This window comes from Amycolatopsis rubida (genome assembly GCF_900115345.1).
GTDB lineage: Bacteria > Actinomycetota > Actinomycetes > Mycobacteriales > Pseudonocardiaceae > Amycolatopsis > Amycolatopsis rubida.
On the sequence record NZ_FOWC01000002.1, the window covers coordinates 777,257 to 796,952 of the forward strand.

The 19,696-nt window shown below is 69.4% G+C and carries 17 protein-coding genes; 8 read left to right on the forward strand and 9 right to left on the reverse strand.

The features are described from left to right. Positions 1–5 precede the first annotated feature (5 nt). Entirely contained in the window at positions 6–1,568 is a 1,563-nt protein-coding gene (locus tag BM362_RS12650) for an acetolactate synthase large subunit (protein WP_093573225.1), read from the forward strand. 49 nt (positions 1,569–1,617) lie between these two features. On the opposite strand, the gene BM362_RS12655 is transcribed toward BM362_RS12650, so the two are convergent. The 6 genes from BM362_RS12655 to BM362_RS12680 form a co-directional block, all read right to left on the reverse strand. Beyond that, positions 1,618–3,096, reverse strand: coding sequence for an MFS transporter (locus BM362_RS12655; protein WP_425285700.1), 1,479 nt, complete (start codon positions 3,094–3,096; stop codon positions 1,618–1,620). A gap of 47 nt (positions 3,097–3,143) precedes the next feature. Further along, the gene (locus BM362_RS12660; protein WP_067576176.1) at positions 3,144–3,617 is read right to left on the reverse strand and encodes a DUF3761 domain-containing protein; all 474 of its coding nucleotides are present in this window, start codon (positions 3,615–3,617) and stop codon (positions 3,144–3,146) included. 53 nt (positions 3,618–3,670) lie between these two features. After that, the gene (locus BM362_RS12665; RefSeq protein ID WP_093573227.1) at positions 3,671–6,022 is read right to left on the reverse strand and encodes a GH92 family glycosyl hydrolase; all 2,352 of its coding nucleotides are present in this window, start codon (positions 6,020–6,022) and stop codon (positions 3,671–3,673) included. 101 nt (positions 6,023–6,123) lie between these two features. Next, positions 6,124–6,573, reverse strand: a complete 450-nt coding sequence (locus BM362_RS12670) for a hypothetical protein (RefSeq protein ID WP_067576172.1) — start codon at positions 6,571–6,573, stop codon at positions 6,124–6,126. A gap of 71 nt (positions 6,574–6,644) precedes the next feature. Then, positions 6,645–8,816: a 3-hydroxyacyl-CoA dehydrogenase NAD-binding domain-containing protein gene (locus BM362_RS12675; RefSeq protein ID WP_067576170.1), complete on the reverse strand. Its 2,172-nt coding sequence runs from the start codon at positions 8,814–8,816 to the stop codon at positions 6,645–6,647. Positions 8,817–8,824: 8 nt separating this feature from the next. Next, positions 8,825–10,036 carry an acetyl-CoA C-acetyltransferase gene (locus tag BM362_RS12680; protein ID WP_067576168.1) on the reverse strand — a complete coding sequence of 404 codons (1,212 nt, stop codon included), beginning with the start codon at positions 10,034–10,036 and terminating at the stop codon, positions 8,825–8,827. A 159-nt stretch (positions 10,037–10,195) separates the two neighbouring features. On the opposite strand from BM362_RS12680, the gene BM362_RS12685 reads away from it, so the two are divergent. From BM362_RS12685 to BM362_RS12695, 4 genes are all read left to right on the forward strand, one after another. After that, complete coding sequence (locus BM362_RS12685; protein ID WP_067576166.1) at positions 10,196–11,377, forward strand: TetR/AcrR family transcriptional regulator; 1,182 nt, start codon at positions 10,196–10,198, stop codon at positions 11,375–11,377. 62 nt (positions 11,378–11,439) lie between these two features. Next, positions 11,440–11,601 (forward strand): hypothetical protein, encoded by a 162-nt coding sequence (locus tag BM362_RS47375; protein ID WP_167545276.1) that lies wholly within the window; start codon positions 11,440–11,442, stop codon positions 11,599–11,601. A gap of 63 nt (positions 11,602–11,664) precedes the next feature. Next, positions 11,665–12,960 carry an acyl-CoA dehydrogenase family protein gene (locus BM362_RS12690; protein ID WP_067576164.1) on the forward strand — a complete coding sequence of 432 codons (1,296 nt, stop codon included), beginning with the start codon at positions 11,665–11,667 and terminating at the stop codon, positions 12,958–12,960. A gap of 69 nt (positions 12,961–13,029) precedes the next feature. Further along, positions 13,030–14,241 (forward strand): acyl-CoA dehydrogenase family protein, encoded by a 1,212-nt coding sequence (locus BM362_RS12695; protein ID WP_067576163.1) that lies wholly within the window; start codon positions 13,030–13,032, stop codon positions 14,239–14,241. 69 nt (positions 14,242–14,310) lie between these two features. Here the strand turns inward: BM362_RS12695 and BM362_RS12700 are convergent, their stop codons facing one another. Beyond that, the gene (locus BM362_RS12700) at positions 14,311–14,667 is read right to left on the reverse strand and encodes a winged helix-turn-helix transcriptional regulator (protein ID WP_067576161.1); all 357 of its coding nucleotides are present in this window, start codon (positions 14,665–14,667) and stop codon (positions 14,311–14,313) included. Between the two features lie 75 nt (positions 14,668–14,742). On the opposite strand from BM362_RS12700, the gene BM362_RS12705 reads away from it, so the two are divergent. Then, complete coding sequence (locus BM362_RS12705) at positions 14,743–15,675, forward strand: NADP-dependent oxidoreductase (RefSeq protein ID WP_067576159.1); 933 nt, start codon at positions 14,743–14,745, stop codon at positions 15,673–15,675. Between the two features lie 271 nt (positions 15,676–15,946). After that, entirely contained in the window at positions 15,947–17,386 is a 1,440-nt protein-coding gene (locus BM362_RS12710) for an alpha/beta hydrolase (protein ID WP_093573228.1), read from the forward strand. Here the strand turns inward: BM362_RS12710 and BM362_RS12715 are convergent. After that, positions 17,383–18,330, reverse strand: coding sequence for an NADPH:quinone reductase (locus tag BM362_RS12715; protein WP_067576586.1), 948 nt, complete (start codon positions 18,328–18,330; stop codon positions 17,383–17,385). The genes BM362_RS12710 and BM362_RS12715 overlap by 4 nt on opposite strands. A 108-nt stretch (positions 18,331–18,438) precedes the next feature. On the opposite strand from BM362_RS12715, the gene BM362_RS47380 reads away from it, so the two are divergent. Then, positions 18,439–18,597, forward strand: coding sequence for a hypothetical protein (locus BM362_RS47380; protein ID WP_157904809.1), 159 nt, complete (start codon positions 18,439–18,441; stop codon positions 18,595–18,597). Here the strand turns inward: BM362_RS47380 and BM362_RS12720 are convergent. After that, positions 18,590–19,645 carry an alpha/beta fold hydrolase gene (locus BM362_RS12720; protein ID WP_067576155.1) on the reverse strand — a complete coding sequence of 352 codons (1,056 nt, stop codon included), beginning with the start codon at positions 19,643–19,645 and terminating at the stop codon, positions 18,590–18,592. The two genes, BM362_RS47380 and BM362_RS12720, sit on opposite strands and share 8 nt — an antisense overlap. Positions 19,646–19,696: the final 51 nt, after the last annotated feature.

The following is a 19,696-nucleotide window of genomic DNA, read 5'->3' on the forward strand; positions in this document are numbered from 1 at the left end:
GCACAGTGAGCACGCTCAACGGCGCCCAGTCCCTCATCCGCACGCTCGTCGACAGCGGGGTCGACGTGTGCTTCTCCAACCCCGGCACGTCGGAAATGCATTTCGTCGCCGCGCTCGATTCGGTGCCGGAGATGCGCGGCGTGCTCGCGCTGTTCGAGGGCGTCGTGACCGGGGCCGCGGACGGGTACGCGCGGGTCGCGGGCAAGCCCGCCGCGACGCTGCTGCACCTCGGCCCCGGGCTGGGGAACGGCCTGGCGAACCTGCACAACGCGCGGCGCGCGCACACGCCGGTGGTCAACGTGATCGGCGACCACGCCACCTATCACAAGCAGTACGACGCCCCGCTGGAGTCGGACATCGACGCCATCGCGGGCTCGCTCGAAGGCTGGGTGCGCCGGTCCGGGCACACGAAGGACGTCGGCGCGGACGCCGCGGCGGCGGTCGCGGCGGCGCAGGACGCACCGGGCCGGGTCGCGACGCTGATCCTTCCCGCCGACGCGTCGTGGGGCGAGGGCGGTGAAACGTGCGAGCCGATTCCGCCGCGCGTGCCGCAGGCGGTCGACTCGACGACCGTGCAGAAGATCGCGGACGTGCTGCGCAGCGGCGAGCCGGTGGCGTTGCTGATCGGCGGATCCGCCTGCCGCGAGGCCGGTTTGCGCGCGGCCAGCCGGATCGCGGCGGCAACCGGGGTGAAGGTGTTCGCCGAGACCTTCCCCGCCCGGCTGGAGCTCGGCGCGGGGTTGCCGAACATCGAACGGCTGGGGTATCTCGCCGAGCAGGCCAAGTACCAGCTGGACGGAATCAAGCACCTGATCGTCGCGGGCACGCGGGCACCGGTGTCGTTCTTCGCCTACCCCGGCATGCCGAGCGAGCTGACCCCGGAAGGCGCGGACGTCCACGTCCTCGCGAACGTCGGACAGGACGTCCCGGCCGCGCTGGAAGCGGTCGCCGCGTTGGTCGCCGCGGACACCGAGCCGGTTGTGCGGGAGGCTGGACGGCCGGAGCTGCCGAGCGGTCCGCTCACTGTGCAGAACTGGGTCGATGTGATCGGCGCGCTGCTGCCGGAGAACGCGATCATCGTGGACGAGGCGAACACGTCCGGGCTGATGCTCCCCGCGGCGACCGCGGGCGCGCCGCGGCACGACGTGCTGACCCTGACCGGCGGCGCGATCGGCTACGGAATGCCGGTGGCCGTCGGCGCGGCGATCGCGGCTCCGAGGCGACCGGTGGTCAACCTCGAATCCGACGGCAGCGCGATGTACACGATCTCCGCACTCTGGACGCAGGCGCGCGAGAACCTCGACGTCACCACGGTGGTGCTCAACAACAACGCGTACGCGATCCTGCGGATGGAGCTGCAGCGCGTCGGCGCGTCCGGAGACGGGCCGCGGGCGAAAGACCTGCTGGACATCGGCCGTCCGGACCTGGATTTCGTGAAGATCGCCGAAGGCATGGGCGTTCCGGCGACCCGGGCGACGACCGCGGAGGAGCTGGCCGGACAGTTCCGGCGCGCGATCGCCGAACCGGGACCGCATCTGATCGACGCGGCCGTTCCCCCGCTGCTCTGACTCGTGAGTGTTGATGCCGGTTCTGACCGGCACAAACACTCACGAGGCTCTAGACCCGGGCGAGTTCCGGGCTGGCGGCACGGAACCGCGGCACCACCGCGGTCAACGCCAGCCCGGCCACCGCCGCGACCGCGGCGACCGCGAACGTGGCGCGGAAACCCGCGAGCGAGGGCACGGTGAACGAGCCGACGGTGATCGTCAGGTGGGCGAGCATCGTGGCCATCACGGCGCTGGACGTCGAGGTGCCGACGGACCGCATGAGCGAGTTGAGCCCGTTCGCCGACGCGGTTTCGGTGACCGGCACCGCGCTCATGATCAGCGCGGGCATCGCGGCGTAAGCGATGCCGACGCCCGCCCCGATGATCACAGACGCGATGATCAGCTCGACCGCCGTGGCCATCAGGAAAATCGCGAAGACATAGCCGACCGCGATCACGATCGCGCCGGTCATGAGCGTGACGCGCGCGCCGTAGCGGTTGGTCAGCCGCGCGGAGACCGGGGACAGCGCCATCATGACCAGGCCGTTCGGCGCGAGGCACAGTCCGGCTTGCACCATGGTGAGCCCGAGGCCGTAGCCGGTAACCGAAGGCGCCTGCAGCAACTGCGGGAACGACAGCGACATCGCATACATCGCGAAGCCGACGAGGACCGATGCGAGGTTCGTGAACAACACCGGCCGCCGCGCCGAAACGCGCAGGTCGACCAGCGGGTCACGACGGCGCAGCTGATACCAGCCCCAGGCCGCGAGAACGACCACGGCCGTCGCGGCGAACCCGAGCGTCGCCGGACTGCCCCAGCCCCACTCGCCGCCCTTCACGATCGGCAGCAGCAGACTGGTGAGCCCGACGATCAACCCGAGCGTGCCGAGGAAATCGAACGGTGCGGGCGTGCGCACCGGCGATTCCGGGACGAACCGCAGGATCAGCAGCGCACAACCGAGCCCGAGCCCGGCCGCGCCCCAGAACAGGACGTGCCAGTCCGCGTGCTCGGCCACGATCGCCGCGACCGGCAACCCGATCGCACCGCCGACGCCGAGCGTCGCGCTCATCAGCGAAATCGCGCCGCTCACGCGCTCGGCAGGCAGTTCGTCGCGCATGATGCTGATGCCGAGCGGGATGACGCCCATCACGCAGCCCTGCAACCCGCGGCCGACGATCATCAGCGCGAGCGAACTGGTGAGCGCCGAGACCACGGACCCGGCGATCAGCACCCCGAGGCTCACGAGCAGCACCCGGCGTTTGCCGTAAAGATCGCCGAGCCGCCCGGCGACCGGCGTGCACACCGCCGCCGCGAGCAACGTGACGGTGACAACCCACGAGGCGTCGGTCGGCGTGGTGTCCAGCAGTCTCGGAAACGCCGGGATCAACGGGATGACCAGCGTCTGCATGAACGAAGCGACCAGCCCGCACGAGGCGAGCACCACGATGATCGGCCCCGAACCCGCCCGCGCCACCACGTCCCCCGTCCCGTATGCCGTACCGGATTCGTACGCTACCGGGCGAGGCGGGCGGAACGGGCGGTTCGTGATCGATCCGACTTACCGGGCTGCTCCGTCTGGCCCAGTGCTCGCTGGGGTCAGAGCCACTGTTTGACACCGCCGTGACCGGAGCAGGTGCCGGAACGGTGCTGGCTGTAGCTGTAGCTGCCGTCCTTGCACTGGGCGGTCGCGCCGGAGGGGTTCGAGTCCGGGCGGTGGACGCAGTTTCCCGAGGAGTTGCGGTAGTAGTCGGAGCCGCACTCCGCTGGTTTCCGCACCGGCGGCTGCTGGGCCGGGGCGACCCGCGGTGCGGCCTGGGCCTTCGGTGTCGTTTTCGGCTTGGCGACCGTGGTGGGCGGGACCACCGGAGGCGTGGTGACCGGTGGTGCGACCGACGTGGACGGTGCCGTTGAAGTCGGCGTGGTTGAAGTCGCCGACGTTTCCGGCGTGCTGTAGGTCGTCGTCGGCGAGTACTCGCTCGTGACCGCCGACGGTGCGGTCCCGGTCGGTACCGCACCGCATCCGGCGACCAGAACGCCCGCGGCCAACGCCATCCCCAGTTTCCGCAGCATGCGGTTCCTCCTCTAGAGCCAATGCGAGGAGGTCGAGAATCCGCGGAAAACTGTTACAGCGGTTGCGAAGCCCACTCGGTCGGTGACGGAGAGAGCACGAAATCGAGCCGCCCGCCGTACCGGGTCAGCGAAGCGGGCGCCTTCCAGTCCCGCTGCGGCTTGCCGTCGCGCCAGGCCGACCGCACGTACTTCCCGGAACCCAGCCCGGTGATCGTCAGTACCGCGCCGCTGCCGGAGCGCACCTCCGCGTGCGGGAACAGGGGGCTCGACAGCAGCATCTCGCCTGACCCCGGCGTACGCGGGTAAATGCCGAGCGCGCCGAAGACGTACCAGGCCGACATGGTGCCGAGATCGTCGTTGCCCGGCAGGCCCGACGGACCGGTGGTGTAGACCGTGTCGACGATCTGCCGCACGGTTTCCTGCGTCTGCCACGGACGGCCCAGCTCGTTGTACAGCCATGGCGCGTGGATGTCCGGCTCGTTCGTCGGGTCGTACTTCAACGGACCGCCGCCGCGCAACTGCCAGTTCCCGGCCGCGTCGTGGAAGAACCCGTCCAGCCGCTTCGCCGCGGTTTCCTTGCCACCCATGGCATCTGCGAGGCCGGTGACGTCTTGCGGTACCAGCCACGCATACGCGGCGGCGCTGCCCTGCGCGAAGCCGCGGTCGCTGGCCGGGTCGAACGGCGTCGCCCAGGAGCCGTCCAGATTTCGGGCCTGCGGGTACCCGGTCGCGGGGTTGAAGACGTTGCGCCAGTATTCGCCGCGCGCGGAAAGCTCAGCGGCTTCCTTCTTCCGCCCCAGCTGCGCGGCCCACTGCCCGAGCGCGAAGTCCGCGATCGAGTCTTCCAGCGTTTCCGCGCCGCCGCCCCAGCAATGGCACACGTCGTTGGCCGCGTAGTGCGATTGGAGATATTGCGCGAGATTCGGTCGCTGGCCGACGCATTGCCCCGGACAACCCGCGTCCTGCAAGCCTTCCGGCCGCGGCACGGTGGCCTGGGCGTACAACGAATCGAAGGCGCCGCGGTAGTCGAAGTTGCGCACGCCCATGGCGTAGAAGGTCGCGAGCGTGGCGGCGGTCGGGTCCCCGGTCATCACGTGGGTCGCGCCGTTCACGTGGACCCAGCGGTCCCAGACGCCGTCGTTTTGCTTGGCATAGTTGAACAATGACTGCGCGAAGTTCCCGGCGACGCGCGGCTCAAGCAAAGCCAGCAGCTGAATCTGCGCGCGATACTGGTCCCAGCCGGAGAAGTTGCTGTACTGCGCGTCCTGGCCGCGTTCGAGCCGGTGCGGTTCGCGGTCCATCCCGAGGTAGTGGCCGTCGACGTCGCTGACCAGGTTCGGCTGCTGCAGCGAGTGGTACAGCGCGGTGTAGAACACGGTGCGCTGCGCGGGAGTTCCGCCGCCGATCCGCACCCGGCCCAGCCTGGTGTTCCATTCCCGGCGAGCCGCCGCGGCCACCGAGTCCACAGTGGACCACGGCGGCTGCTCCGCGCGCAGGTTCCGTTCGGCCCCGGCGAGCGACACGTAGGAGATCGAGATCCGCATGGCGACCCGGCTGCCCGGCGCGAACCCGACCCAGCCGCCGGAACCGCGGCCGGCGCGGTCCTTGCCGGTCGCGTAGCCCTCGCCGCCGGTCTGGTCCCGGCCGCCCGGCTGCAGCGTGCTGTCGCGCCAGGTGCCGGTGCTGGTGAACGGCTGGTCGAACTGCGCGGTGAAGTACAGCCGGTAGTAGGTCTTGCGGTTGTTCACGCCGCCGTTGGCGCGGCGGCCGCAGAACGCGCCGGTGAGCACCGAGCCAGTGACCTGCCGGCGCGCCGGATCGATGTGCGTCTCCGCGTCCTCGCTGCCGTTGAGCGAATTCGACGTGCGGAACAGCAGGTTCGCCGGGGAGCCCGCGGGGAACTCCACCCGCCCGGCCGCTGTGCGCTCGGTCGCGGCGAAGTCCGTGGTCACGCCGTTCGCGAGGCCGAGCCGGTACCGGCCCGGGGTCGCTTTCTCGTCCGCGTGACTGAAGTCGCTGGCATACATCGCGTCTTTGGTGTCCGCGGTCGGCGATGACGTGACGTTCCCGGTGAACGGCATGATTGGCACGTCACCCGCCGCGCCTGGATTGCAGCCCGCGCCGTTGACGTGCGTGAGACTGAACCCGCGCAGCCGTGTGGTGTCGTACTGGTAGCCGTTGGCCGCGCCGGTGCTGGTCTGGTCGCCGCGGGTGCTCGTCGGACTCCAGGCCAGCATGCCGAACGGGGCCGTCGCGCCCGGATAGGTGTTGCCGTCGCCCTTGGAGCCGATCAACGGGTCGACGGAGGCGGCGGGATCGAGCGGACTGGCCGATGACAACGTTGTCGGCACCAAGGCGGAGGTCAGCAGAACGGCGGCGAGAACCACCGTGGCACTACGGCGCATGACGCGACTTTAACCGCGATCGGTGACTTCCGGGAGAATTCGGGCCGAACGCCCGCCCTGACTGCGCCATCCGCCGGATCACTGCGCGCGACGGCACGGATTCAGCCGTTCGCGAGTCTCGCGATCGTCCCCAGCAGCCTCCGCATTCCGAAGACGTGGCCCCCGCTCCCGACGACGAGCAAGCGGTAGCCCGCCCCGGCCACGCCGGGAAACCGGGCCCGGCTCTCGGCGCGGACCACGGTCTGTTCTTCGGAAACGGATTCGAGCCGGAACGTGAGGCGGTACTCGGAGAACAGATGCCGCCCGGCGAGCACGAGCCGGTGCGGCCGTTCGGCGACCGCGACCCGGAAGCCGGGGACGGTGGAGCCCTCCGCGAGGGGGCGGGGGCCGGTTGCTTTCCAGTCAGCGCAGCGGACCGCCCAGGCGTAGGCGGTGGCGAGCCGGCCGGAGAAATGTTCGGCGACCTGGTTGACCGCACGCCAGGTTGTCTCGGCGTCCGCGTGCACGACGATCCGATGTTCGTCCAAGACCGGCAGCTGCTGTTCCGTCATCGTCACCTCCGCGAAACGGGGCCGCCCCGGGGGAATCCCCCGAAGCGGCCCCGTCAGCGCAAGACCGAGCTCTATTCGTAGATCTCGCCCTTGGCGGCCTTCTCCACCAGCGACTGCGGCGGCTCGAAGTGGCTGCCGTACCGCGCCGCCAGCTCGCGGGACCGGTCCACGAAGCCCTGCAGGCCGCCCTCGTACTGGTTGATGTACTGGATCACGCCACCGGTCCAGGGCGGGAAGCCGATGCCGAAGATGGACCCGATGTTGGCGTCCGCGATCGAGGTCAGGACGCCCTCGTCGAAGCACTTCACCGTTTCCAGCGCCTCGGCGAAGAGCATGCGCTCCTTGAGGTCCTCGAACGGCACGTCCGCCGAACCCGAGTTGAACGCCTCGCGCAGGCCCGGCCACAGACCGGTGCGCTTGCCGTTCTCGTCGTACTCGTAGAAGCCAGCCCCGCTGCTGCGGCCCTTGCGGTCGTACTTGTCGAGCATCGTGTCGATGACGGCCTCGGACGCGTGCGCGTTCCAGGTGCCGCCCGCGGCCTCGATCGCGGCGCGGGTTTCCGCGCGGATCTTGCGCGGCAGCGTCAGGGTCAGCTCGTCCATCAGCTGCAGCGGCGGCGCCGGGTAACCGGCCTGCGAACCCGCCTGCTCGATCGACGCCGGTTCGACGCCCTCGCCCAGCGCGGCCACGGCCTCGTTGATGAAGGTGCCGATGACCCGCGAGGTGAAGAAGCCGCGGCTGTCGTTGACGACGATCGGAGTCTTGCGGATCTGCAACGTGTAGTCGAAGACCTTCGCCAGCGTGGCGGGCGACGTCTTCTCGCCGCAGATGATCTCGACCAGCGGCATCTTGTCCACCGGCGAGAAGAAGTGGATCCCGATGAAGTCCTCGGTGCGCTGCACGCCCTCGGCAAGGGTGGTGATCGGCAGCGTCGAGGTGTTGGAACCCAGCACCGCGTCCGCGTTGACGATGCTCTCGATCTCGCCGAACACCTTGTGCTTCAGCTCGACGCTCTCGAACACGGCCTCGATGACGAAGTCGACGCCCGCGAAGTCGGCCGGGTCGGCGGTGGGCTTGATCCGCGCCAGCAGCGCGTCCGACTTCTCCTGCGTGGTCTTGCCGCGCGAGAGCGCCTTCTCCTCAAGCTTGACCGCGTAGCCCTTGCCCTTGTCAGCTGCCTCCTGCGAGACGTCCTTGAGGACCACGTCGATGCCCGCCTTCGCCGAGACGTAGGCGATCGCGGCGCCCATCATCCCGGCGCCGAGCACGCCGACCTTCTTGGCGGTGAACTTCTCGAACCCGTCCGGCCGCGAACCGCCGGAGTTGATCGTCTGCAGGTCGAAGAAGAACGCCTTGGTCATGTTCTTCGAGACCTGCCCGGTGGCCAGGCTCACGAAGTAGCGCGTCTCGACGGTGATCGCGGTGTCGAAGTCGACCTGCGAACCCTCGATCGCGGCGGCGAGGATCGCGCGCGGCGCGGGCATCGGCGCGCCCTTGAGCTGCTTGCGCAGGTTCGCCGGGAACGCGGGCAGGTTCGCCGCGAAACTCGGGTTCGACGGGGTGCCGCCCGGGATCTTGTAGCCCTTGACGTCCCACGGCTGCACGCCGCCCTCGGGGTTGGCCTTGATCCACGCCTTCGCGGCGGGCACCAGCTCGTCGACGGTGTCCACGACCTCGTGCACCAAGCCCAGCTCCAGCGCCTTGCGCGGCTTGAGCCGCTGGCCCTGCAGCAGGACGTTCAGCAGCGCGCTCTGGATGCCGAGCAGCCGCACGGTGCGGACCACGCCGCCACCGCCGGGCAGCAGGCCCAGGGTGACCTCGGGCAGGCCGATCTGGCTGCCCTTGACGTCGGCCGCGATGCGGTGGTGCGTCGCCAGCGCGATTTCGAGGCCGCCGCCGAGCGCCGCGCCGTTGATGGCCGCGACGACCGGCTTGCCGAGTTGTTCGAGCCGGCGCATCTGGCCTTTCATCGCGGTGCTGGACGCGGTGATCTCGGCCGCGTGCTCCGGCTGCGCCTGGATCAGGTCGCGCAGGTCGCCGCCGGCGAAGAAGGTCTTCTTCGCCGAGGTGAGCACGACACCGGCGATGTCGTCCTTCTCCGCTTCGAGCCGGTCCACGGTCGCGGCGAGCGACTCGCGGAAGGCCTGGTTCATCGTGTTGGCCGACTGGTCCGGGTCGTCCAGCGTCAGCGTGACGATGCCGTCGGAATCCTTGTCCCAGCGGATGGTCTTGCTCTCGGTCATGTCGGTCCTCACACCCGCTCGATGATGGTCGCGACGCCCATGCCGCCGCCGATGCACAGGGTCACCAGGGCCCGGCGCGCCTCGCGGCGTTCCAGCTCGTCGACCACGGTGCCGACCAGCATCGCGCCGGTCGCGCCGAGCGGGTGGCCCATGGCGATGGCGCCGCCGTTGACGTTGATCTTCTCGTCCGGCAGGTCGAAGTCCTTCTGCCACTTGAGCACGACGGACGCGAACGCCTCGTTGAGCTCCCACAGGTCGATGTCGTCCGGGGTCAGGCCCGCGGTCTTCAGCACCTTTTCGGTGGCGGGCGTCGGACCGGTCAGCATGATCGTCGGCTCGGAGCCGATCGAGGCGGTGGCGACGATGCGTGCCCGCGGCGTGAGACCGGCCCGCTTGCCCGCTTCCTCGCTGCCGACCAGGACGATGGCCGAGCCGTCGACGATGCCGGAGGAGTTGCCGCCGGTGTGCACGTGGTCGATCTTCTCGACCTGGTGGTACTTCTGGAGCGCGACGGCGTCGAAGCCGCCCATCTCGCCGATCGTGGTGAAGGCGGGCTTGAGCTTCGCCAGACCCTCCACGGTGGACCCCGGACGGCGGTGTTCGTCGTGGTCGAGGATCGTGACGCCGTTCATGTCCTTCACCGGCACCACGGACTTGGCGAAGTAGCCGCCGGACCAGGCCGCCTCGGCCTTCTCCTGTGAACGGACCGCGAAGGCGTCGACGTCCTCGCGGGAGAAGCCCTCCATCGTCGCGATCAGGTCCGCGCCGATGCCCTGCGGGGCGATGTAGTGGTCGTAGGCCGTGGCCGGGTCCATGAACAGCGCGCCGCCGTCGGAACCCATCGGCACGCGCGACATCGACTCCACGCCGCCCGCGATGACCAGCTGGTCCCAGCCGGAGCGGACCTTCTGCGCCGCGACGTTCGTGGCTTCGAGCCCGGACGCGCAGAACCGGTTGAGCTGCACGCCCGCGACCGTCTGCGGCAGGCCCGCGACGAGCGCGGCGGTGCGCGCGATGTCCGCGCCCTGCTCGCCCACCGGGGACACGACGCCGAGCACGATGTCGTCGATCGCCTGCGGATCGAGGTTCGGGTGGCGGACCTTCAGCTCCTGAATGAGGCCGACCACCAAGTCGACCGGCTTGGTGCCGTGCAGGGCACCGCCCTTGTTCTTGCCCCGGGGCGTGCGCAACGCCTCGTAGATGTAGGCCTCGCTACTCACTGAACACTCCTCCGCGAAGCGGCATGGTTGGACACTGCGGTGTATCTCGCCGCCGACTATACCGGCCAGTAGGTGCTAATCGCCATTAACATAAGCCCGATGAACCCCATGGTGTCAATGGGTTGCCGTAGTTTCGATAGGCGCTATGGTCAGTTCACCATGAGTACGTCTCCCGCTCGCGGCACGCGGCCTCGCGACCGCAAGGCCCAGCTCGCCGCCGTCGCGGCCGAGCTGTTTCGCGCGCGGGGGTTCCACGGCGTCGCGGTCATCGACATCGCCGCCGCGGCGGGCGTGACCGGACCCGCGCTGTACCGGCATTTCGCCGACAAGCAGGCGATCCTCGCCTACGTCGTGCTCGCCGGGATCGACGACATGGAGTCGGCCACCGCGGCCGCGCTCGCAGATTCCGCGCCGCCGCTTTCCCAGCTGGACGCCCTGCTCACCGGCCTCGCGACGCAGGCGGTCGAACGCCGGGAGATCGCCGCGCTGTGGCGCTGGGAAGGTCCGCATCTGCCGCGCGAGCAGCGCCGGGAGATCCGCCGCCGGTCCGGCGCGGTGCTCGGCGCGTGGACGAAAGCCCTGCTCACGCTGCGTCCGGAACTGTCCGCGGACGAGGCCGAGCTGCTGTGCTGGGCCGCGCTGTCGGTGTTCGGGAGCGTCGCGGTGCACCACACGTCGGTGGCGCGCAAACGCTTCGTGCCGCTGCTGGCCGAACTGGCTCAGACTGTGCTCGACGTCTCACTGCCGGCCCCGGACGAGCCCGCGCCGCCGGTCGCGAGCAGCCTCGGCACGCCGTCCCGGCGCGAGCAGGTGCTGACCGCCGCGACCGGGCTCTTCGCCGAACGCGGCTTCCACACGGTGAGCATGGAAGACATCGGCGCGGCGGCGGGCATCGCCGGGCCCAGCGTGTACCGGCACTTCCCCAGCAAGGCCGCGCTGATGGTCGCGATCGGACACCGCGCCGCCGATCGGCTCGCGCTGGCCGCCGAACAGGCGCTGCAAGCCCCGGACGAACGGTCCGCACTGGGCAGGCTCGCCGCGTCGTACGTGCATATTCTGCTGCGCACGCCGGAATTGCTGGTGTCCTTCACCGCGGACCGCGCGACCATGCCGCAGCGGGACAAAGCCGATCTGCGCCGGGTTCAGCGCGACTACGTCGATCAGTGGGTTTCCTTGCTGTGCACGGTGTTTCCGGAGCTTCCGGCACGCGAGGCGAAGATCCGGGTGCACGCCGCGCTGACCATCGCGAACGATCTCAGCCGGACTGGACGGATCAAGAGCAGGCCGCATCTGCAGACGGAGCTGACGACGGTGCTGCACGCGGTTCTCGGGCTCGGCTGAGGTTTGGGAATATCCAGCTTCGTCGGGTCACGCGGGCACGTGGCGTCGGCGAGGGACTGCTGGTGCCGTGGCGGTGCTGGTGCAGCTACGTGCCCGCGGCCTCGCCGCTGGTCGTCACGGCCTCGGTCCCGCTGCTCATCGCGTTCGAACGCACGTCGCTCACCCGGCCGGCCGGTCGCCGGGTGAGCCGGGCCGCACTGGCGGATTCCGGATCGCCACGCTAACCTACTCGTGAGTAGGTAACGCGAGGGAGATGCTGCATGGCTGCGCCAAGGAAACGAGACGCGATGGGCCTCGGCCTGGCCGCGCTCACCCGGTTGGCCGGGAGCAAGGCGATCGACCGGGTCGGGCTGCGCGGGCCGGTGCAGAACCTGGTCAAGACGGGGACCCGCGGCGGCTTCCGCGCGGCGGGGGCGGCGACCAGGTCGTTCACCTCGGTCCAGCGGCTGGGCAAACCGGCGCGGCTGGCGAAGCCGGACGACCGCGGGCTGTTCGACCTGACGCCGGACGAGGACCAGAAGCTCATCGTCGAGACGGTCAGCGAGTTCGCCGCCGAACAGCTGCGTCCGGCGGCCGCGGACGCCGACGAGAAGCTCGCCGCGCCGGAGGGCCTGCTCAGCCGCGCGGCCGAACTGGGCGTCAGCCTCATCGGTATTCCAGAAGAGCTGGGCGGCGCGGGAACTGAGCGTTCGGTCGTGACGAACGCGCTGGTCGCGGAGGCGCTCGCGCACGGCGACCTCGGACTGGCGGTGGCCGTGCTGGCCCCGTCCGCGGTGAGCACCGCACTGGTCGCGTGGGGCGACGAGCAGCAGCAAGCCGACTACGTGCCCGCGTTCACCGGCGAGCAGGTGCCCGCCGCGGCGCTCGCGCTGCTGGAGCGGACGCCGTTGTTCGACCCGTTCAAGCCCGCCACCAAGGCGAAGCGCACCCCGAAGGGCTATCAGCTCGACGGCGTGAAGTCGCTCGTCCCGCGTGCGGCGGAGGCCGAGCTGTTCATTGTCTCGGCCGATCTGGAAGGCCGCGGACCGGCGCTGTTCCTGGTCGAATCGTCCAGCGCGGGCGTGACGATCGAGTCCGAGCCCGCGATGGGGCTGCGCGGCGCGGCCACCGGGAAACTGCACCTGGAGAAGGTTTCGCTGCCCGCGGGCGCGCTGCTCGGCGGCGGCAAGGCGGACGTGTTCACCGAGGTGGTCCGGCTTTCCCGGCTCGGCTGGGCGGCGCTCGCCGCCGGTGTCGGCAAGGCCGTGCTGGACTACGTGGTGCCTTACGTGAACGAGCGCACCGCGTTCGGCGAACCGATCAGCCACCGGCAGGCGGTCGCGTTCTCGGTGGCGGACATCGCGATCGAGCTGGAGGGCCTGCGCCTGGTCACGCTGCGCGCGGCCGCCCGGGCCGAACAGGGCAAGGAATACGCGCGGGAAGCGGCGCTCGCCCGCAAGCTCGCGACGGACAAGGGCATGCAGATCGGCAACGCCGGCGTGCAACTGCTGGGCGGGCACGGGTTCGTGAAGGAGCACCCGGTGGAGCGCTGGTACCGCGACCTGCGGGCGATCGGCGTGCTGGAAGGCGCCGTCCTCCTCTGACTCGTGAGTGTTCATCCCGGTTCTCACCGGCATCGCCACTCACGACCCCCTCCGAAAGGCACCCCCCTCATGATCAACCTGGAAACCCCGAAGAAAGCCGGCGCCCTGATCAACCAGGCGTACCAGGCCGCGGCCGAGGTGTTCCGGCCGATCTCGCGCAAGTACGACCGCGCCGAGCACACCTATCCGTCCGAATTGGACATGTTCGCCGCGCTGCTGGACGGCCTGAACTCCTCCGGCGAAGGCGGCGCGGGCGCGGCCGGGGTGCGCCGGTCCGGAAAGGACGACGGCCCCAAGGGAAACCGCAACGGCGCCAACCTGAACGTGGTGCTCGGCACGATCGAAATGTGCTGGGGCGACGTCGGCCTGCTGCTGTCCATGCCGCGCCAGGGCCTCGGCAACGCCGCGATCGGCTCCGTGGCGACCGACGAGCAGCTTGAGCGCTTCAAGGGCCTGTGGGCCGCGATGGCGATCACCGAACCCGGCTGCGGTTCGGACTCGGCCGCCATCACCACCACGGCCACCCAGGACGGCGACGACTACATCCTGAACGGCGAAAAGATCTTCGTGACCTCCGGCCAGCGCGCCGACGCCGTCGTGGTCTGGGCGACACTGGACCGCACGAAGGGCCGCGCCGCGATCAAGTCGTTCGTGGTGGAGAAGGGCACGCCCGGTTTCGAGGTCGTGCGCGTGGAACACAAACTGGGCATCCGCGCGTCCGACACCGCCGTGCTGCGCTTCGAGAACTGCCGCGTTCCGCGCGAAAACCTCCTGGGCACGCCGGAAATCGACACGGCCAAGGGGTTCGCCGGGGTCATGCAGACCTTCGACAACACCCGCCCGCTGGTAGCCGCGATGGCGATCGGCGTCGCCCGCGCGGCACTGGACGAAACCCGCCGCATCCTGACCGAAGCCGGCGTCGGCATCGACTACGACCGTCCGGCGTTGACCCAGCACGCCGCGGCGGCGACGTTCCTGCAGTTGGAGGCGGATTACGAGGCCGCGTATCTGCTGACGCTGGAGTCGGCTTGGATGGCGGACAACCGTCAGCCGAACTCGCTGCAGGCGTCGATGGCCAAGGCCAAGGCGGGGCGGACGGTGGTCGAGGTGACGCTGAAGTGTGTTGAACTCGCCGGGTCGTACGGGTACACGGAGGAATCGCTGCTGGAGAAGTGGTCCCGGGATGCCAAGATCCTGGACATCTTCGAGGGTACGCAGCAGATTCAGCAGTTGATCGTGGCTCGGCGGGTGCTGGGGAAGACTTCGGCGCAGTTGAAGTAGTTATGCGGCGAGGGGAAGCCGCTCGGGCGTTTCGACCGGGCGGCTTTCTCGTGTCCAGACACTCAGCGCTCAGCCGTGCGCAGCGTCCAGCGCATCCAGAACCGCGTCCCCATTCGCCCGGGCCCACTCCGTCAGGGTATGGATCGGCTCGATCAGCGTCGCTCCCAGCGGCGTCAGTTCGTACTCGACCCGCGGCGGTGCCTCCGCATACGCCTGGCGGCGAACGAGCCCGTGCGCTTCGAGCCGGCGCAGGGTCTGGGTGAGCATCTTTCGGGAGATGCCGCCGATCAGCTCGACCAGGTCGCCGTGGCGGACCGGGCCCTCGCTGAGGCCCGCGAGCACGACCACGGTCCACTTGTCGGCGATCAGCTCTACTGCCAGCCGCGCCGGGCAGTCGGCGAGGAAGATGCCGCGGGAACCGCTCATGGCGGCCAAGGTACCCGCAGGTACCTATCGCAATCCTAGCCTGGTTCTCGTATCCCTCCAGAAACCAGGAGAGTCATGCGAGTCATCACCCAGCAGAAGCTCGGCGGCCCCGAAGTGCTCACGGTCGCGGACGCGCCCGAACCCCGGGCCTTGCCGACCGAAGTCCTCGTGCGCGTCAAGGCGATCGGGCTCAATCCGTTGGAGGCGCGGCTGCGCGACGGCGAGTTCCCGTTGCTCGGCCAGCCGCCGTTCGTCCTCGGCTGGGACCTCAGCGGCGTGGTCGAAGAGGCGTTGACCTGGCGGTTCCGGCCTGGTGACGAAGTGTTCGGGATGCCGTTGTTTCCCCGTGCGGCCAACGCGTACGCCGAGGCGGTGGCTGCTCCGGCCTTGCATCTCGTCGGCAAGCCGAAGGAGCTTTCGCACGTCGAGGCCGCGGCGTTGCCGGTCGTCGGGCTGACGGCGTGGCAGGGCCTGGTCGACCTCGGCGGCGTGGCGGCGGGCGATCGCGTTCTGGTCCACGGCGGTGGCGGCGGGGTCGGGCACGTCGCGATCCAGATCGCGAAAGCCCTTGGCGCGCAGGTGCTTACGACGGCCAGCGAGAGCAAGCGCGAGTTCGTCGAGGGGCTCGGTGCCGATGAAGTCATCGACTACACGAAGGTCGACTTCGCCGAGGTGGTCCGCGACATCGACGTTGTACTCGACACCCTCGGCGGCGACACCGTCGAGCGGTCGCTCGGAGTGCTCCGCCCAGGAGGGCATCTGGTGACGGCGGTCGCCGAGGAGGACACAGAGCTGATCGGGAGGTTCGAGGCGGCGGGCATGCGCTTCAGCGGCATCGCGGTCGACCCGGATCCGGTCGGTCTGCGCAACCTCGTCGCACTCGTGGACCAGGGCAAGCTCCGCGTCCACGTGCAGGAGACGTTCCCGTTCGAGCGCGTCGCCGACGCGCATCGCCTGCTCGACGGCGGTCACCTGCAGGGCAAAGTGGTTCTCACGCTGAACTCGTAGATCTCTCCCAGCCCGCCGCACTTCGGGCAGATCTTCCGGTCTCGGTCCATGCCGGAGCCCAGGCATTCCGGGCAGGTCTTCGGTCGCATCTCGCACCTCGCGCATCGCGGCGATTGGTTTGTCACGGGCGCTTGTACCTGTTGGCAATTGCTTACGCCAGTGACACCGCGTCATTGCCTTCCGGCCGGAATGTCACGGCGGAGCGATGACGCGGCGGCACTGGCCGCTGGCCCCGGATTCCGATGAAATCGGGAGGAGGAAAGGGGATCCAATGCGGAAAGTCCTGTTGCTCGCCGCCGTCGCCGCGATCGCGGCGACTACGGCACCGGCGGCGTCAGCATCCACAGCGATCGAGTGGGGAGCGTGCCCGGCCGACGCGCATCCAGCTCCGGGGCTGCAATGCACGACACTCAAGGTGCCAGTGAACTACCAGGATCCGGACGGGCGCAAGATCGATCTCGCGATCTCCCGCCTGCCCAGCAAGAATCCGGCGAAGAAGCGCGGGGTGCTGTTGCTCAACCCAGGCGGTCCGGGCGGCGAAGGGCTGAGCTATCCCGGCGTCCTGTCGCTTCAGGTGCCGGGGATTCCGTCGCCGATGCCGAAGGACGTGCTCGACAGCTACGACCTCATCGGCTTCGATCCGCGCGGGGTCGGGCACAGTGCGCCGGTTACCTGCAATCTCACGCCGGAACAGATGGCGATCGGGAACTTGCCGTACGCCAACGGACCGCAAGACGTCGTGAAGCAGGCAGCCGTGGCGAAGGCGGAGGCCAAACAGTGCGCTGACGCCAAAACCGGCTGGATGCTGCCCTACACCACCACGGCGAACACCGCGCGCGACATGGACCGGATCCGCGAGGCGTTGGGCGAGCAGAAGATCTCCTACCTGGGCGCGTCGTACGGGACCTACCTCGGCGCGGTGTACACCACGATGTACCCGCGGCGCAGCGACCGGATCGTGCTCGACAGCAACCTCGGACCGGGCGGTTACGACATCGACGCGATGCACGGCTTCGGCCGGGGAATCGAGGATCGCTTCCCCGATTTCGCGAAGTACGCCGCGGCGAATCCGCAGTACGGTCTCGGCAGCACGCCAGCGCAGGCGACGGCGAAGTTCTACGACCTGGTCGCGCGGCTGGACCGGCACCCGGTCGCCGGGATCACCGGCGGGCTCCTGCGCGGGGCGGCGTTTTCGTTGACCTACAGCGACTCTCAGTTCACGACGCTGGCCGCGATGATGCACGACCTTGACCAGGGCAAGGAACCGGCCCAAGAAGGACCGGCGGCGAGCGAGAACATGTTCGCCTCCCGGTTCGCGGTGATCTGCGGCGATTCGAACTGGCCGAAATCGATCGGAGCCTACCAGGTGAACGTGGCGCTCGACCGCGTCCGGTATCCGCTGATCGGGGCGGGCGAGGCGAACATCGCGGCGTGTGCGTACTGGGCCGCGCCGGTCGAGCAGAAGGTGCGGATCAGCGACCGCGGGCCGTCGAATGTGCTGATGGTGCAGAACACGCGCGACCCGGGCACGCCGCTGGTCAACGCACGCAAGCTGCGCGCGGCGTTCGGTGACCGGGCGCGGATGGTGACCGTCGACCAAGGCGGACACGGGGCTTACGTATTCGCGGCCAACAAGTGCGGGAACAACGCGGTGAACGAGTTCCTCACCACCGGAAAGCGGCCCGCGGCGGACGTTTTCTGCGCGGCTTAAACCTCCAGCACGATCCGGCCGCGCGCCTCGCCTGACTCCAGCAATCGGTGCGCTTCGGCGGCCGACGACAGAGTCAGGCGGGTACCGATCCGGGGACGCAGGATGCCGGTGGACAGGCCCTGGTTGATGACGCGAGCCGCGGAACCCAGCGCGGTGACACCGGCGTTGCTGAGGGCGAAACCGCGGATGCTGGCATCCCGGGTGTACAACTCGCCGATCGGCAGCGTCGGCGTCTCCCGCAGTCCGGCCATCGCCACGATGCGTCCGCCTCGGGACAACAGCGGCACTGCCGAGATCAGGTCGTGGCGGCCCGCGTTGTCCCACAACAGATCCACTGCGGGGAGTTTGTCGTAGAGGTCGGGATCGGTGTAGTCGAAAACCTCTTCGGCACCGCATTCCCAGCACCACTCCGCGTCGTCGGCGCGGGCGGTGGCGATGACGCGCAGGCCGGCGGTCGAAGCAAGTTGGACGACCGCGCTGCCGACGCCGCCGCCCGCGCCGAGCACCGCGATCGTCTCGCCGTAGCCGGCGTCGGCGTGCTCGAAGAGACCGAGATACGCCGTGGCGGCGGAGTGCAGGACGGCGACCGCGTCGTCAGAAACCCCGTCCGGCAACGCATACAGCCGGTCCTCGGGGACCGCGCAGTACTCGGCGAAGGAACCCTGCCGTCCGTCGTAGCCGAGGCTGTTGCACCACACTCGGTCGCCGGGGGCGAAGCGGTTGACCGGCGAGGAGACGACGGTGCCCACCAGATCCCGGCCGATGACGAACGGAAACGAAACGTCGGTGGCGTACGCGCCGGAACGGACGAAGGTGTCGACGTGGTTCACCGCCACCGCGGAGACTTTCACCAGCACCTCGCGCGGGCCGGGCACCGGGTCCGGGAGCGGGCCGATCTTGATCTCGGAACTGCTGCCGAGGGAGGTCACATATGCACCGATCACCGGCACACGGTACCGCCGGTTTTTCCCGGCTTCGCGCGGACATCGGATTGCTCTCCGCCGCGCGGAAATCCGCGGAACCGGCCTGAGCCGCTCGACCTGACCGCTCCGGTGGCACCGGCCGACCTCGAACAGGCCCGCATCTTCAGGTGGATCCAGGTCGCGCTGAGCGCGATCGGGCCGCTGCTGCCGCTGATTTTCGCCGGGCTCGCGGTGCGCACCCGCGACGTGCGGACCTGGTTCTTCCCGCCGCAGCCGTCGGTCAGCTGATCCGTTCGTCCAGGAACTCGTCCAGGTACCGCCAGGTCGTGCCTCGGGCCCGGCGTCCGGTGAGCACGCCGAGGTGCCCGCCGGGCGCGGTGCGGAACCGGACCTCCGGCGCGTTCTCCAGCAGCGCGACCACACGTTCCACCGACGCCCGCGGCGCGATGGTGTCGTTTTCGCCCGCCACCACGAGCATCGGCGTCTTCACGTCGGACAGGCTGATCTTGCGCCCGTTCAGGTCGACAGTGCCCTCGGCTAGGTCGTTGGTGCGGAACAGACGGTGGTACAGCTGGCCGAAGGTCCGCCCGGGGTAGGCGTACATGTTGCCCATGAAGTGGTCCACGGCCTCGATCTGCGCGAGGTAGTCGCGGTCGTCGAGGTTTTTCAGGATCGCCAGCGGTTTCGTGATCTCCTTGGAGATCCCGGTGGCGCGGAACACCCGGGTGACCACATAGGACGGTGCGCCGCCGAACACCCGGTACACCGGCGTGAGCAGATGCCCGCCGGTCAGGTCCACGAGCGGACGGAACGGCGCGACGATCGGGATCGCGGTGAAATCGACCGGCGAGCCGACCGCGGTGATCGATTCGATCGGCAGGTCCGGCTGGTCCGCGCTGACCAGCATGGAGAAGATCCCGCCGAGCGACCACGACACCAGGTGCACGCCCTGTCCGCCGGCGTCCTCGCTGACCTTCCGGATCGCCCTCGGCAGCACCTCGTCGATCCAGTGCTCGATGCCGAGGCGGCGGTCGGAGAAGGCGACCATGCCGTAATCCACCAGGTAGGTCGGGCGTCCGCGCTCGACCAGGTGCTCGATGAGGCTGCAGCCGCGGCGCAGGTCGAAGCAGAGCGCGGGCGCGGCCAGCGGCGGCACCAGCAGCACCGGCGGGCCCGAGGTCTCGGCCGCGCCGTGCGTCATCCGGTACACCGACCGGTTCGGCCCCTGGTCGATCAGCACCCTCGGCATCGGCCGCAGATCGGCGACCCCACCCTGAAAAACCTTGCCCACGACATTGGCCGCCGCGGCAGCCAACCGGGCCGGTGGGGAAACCATTCAGCGCCTCCTGGAACTCGTCGTCTGCCGGGCATCTTGCCGTGCGCGCGG

Bases quoted from the DNA above. Each gene is read 5' to 3' on its own strand.
- BM362_RS12700 (WP_067576161.1), bottom strand. From the start codon at position 14,667: ATGAGCGGTTCCCGCGGCATCTTCCTCGCCGACTGCCCGGCGCGGCTG.
- BM362_RS12685 (WP_067576166.1), top strand. From the start codon at position 10,196: ATGAGTACGTCTCCCGCTCGCGGCACGCGGCCTCGCGACCGCAAGGCC.
- BM362_RS12660 (WP_067576176.1), bottom strand. From the start codon at position 3,617: ATGCTGCGGAAACTGGGGATGGCGTTGGCCGCGGGCGTTCTGGTCGCC.
- BM362_RS12710 (WP_093573228.1), top strand. From the start codon at position 15,947: ATGCGGAAAGTCCTGTTGCTCGCCGCCGTCGCCGCGATCGCGGCGACT.
- BM362_RS12670 (WP_067576172.1), bottom strand. From the start codon at position 6,573: ATGACGGAACAGCAGCTGCCGGTCTTGGACGAACATCGGATCGTCGTG.
- BM362_RS12695 (WP_067576163.1), top strand. From the start codon at position 13,030: ATGATCAACCTGGAAACCCCGAAGAAAGCCGGCGCCCTGATCAACCAG.
- BM362_RS12690 (WP_067576164.1), top strand. From the start codon at position 11,665: ATGGGCCTCGGCCTGGCCGCGCTCACCCGGTTGGCCGGGAGCAAGGCG.
- BM362_RS12720 (WP_067576155.1), bottom strand. From the start codon at position 19,645: ATGGTTTCCCCACCGGCCCGGTTGGCTGCCGCGGCGGCCAATGTCGTG.
- BM362_RS12665 (WP_093573227.1), bottom strand. From the start codon at position 6,022: ATGCGCCGTAGTGCCACGGTGGTTCTCGCCGCCGTTCTGCTGACCTCC.
- BM362_RS12705 (WP_067576159.1), top strand. From the start codon at position 14,743: ATGCGAGTCATCACCCAGCAGAAGCTCGGCGGCCCCGAAGTGCTCACG.
- BM362_RS12675 (WP_067576170.1), bottom strand. From the start codon at position 8,816: ATGACCGAGAGCAAGACCATCCGCTGGGACAAGGATTCCGACGGCATC.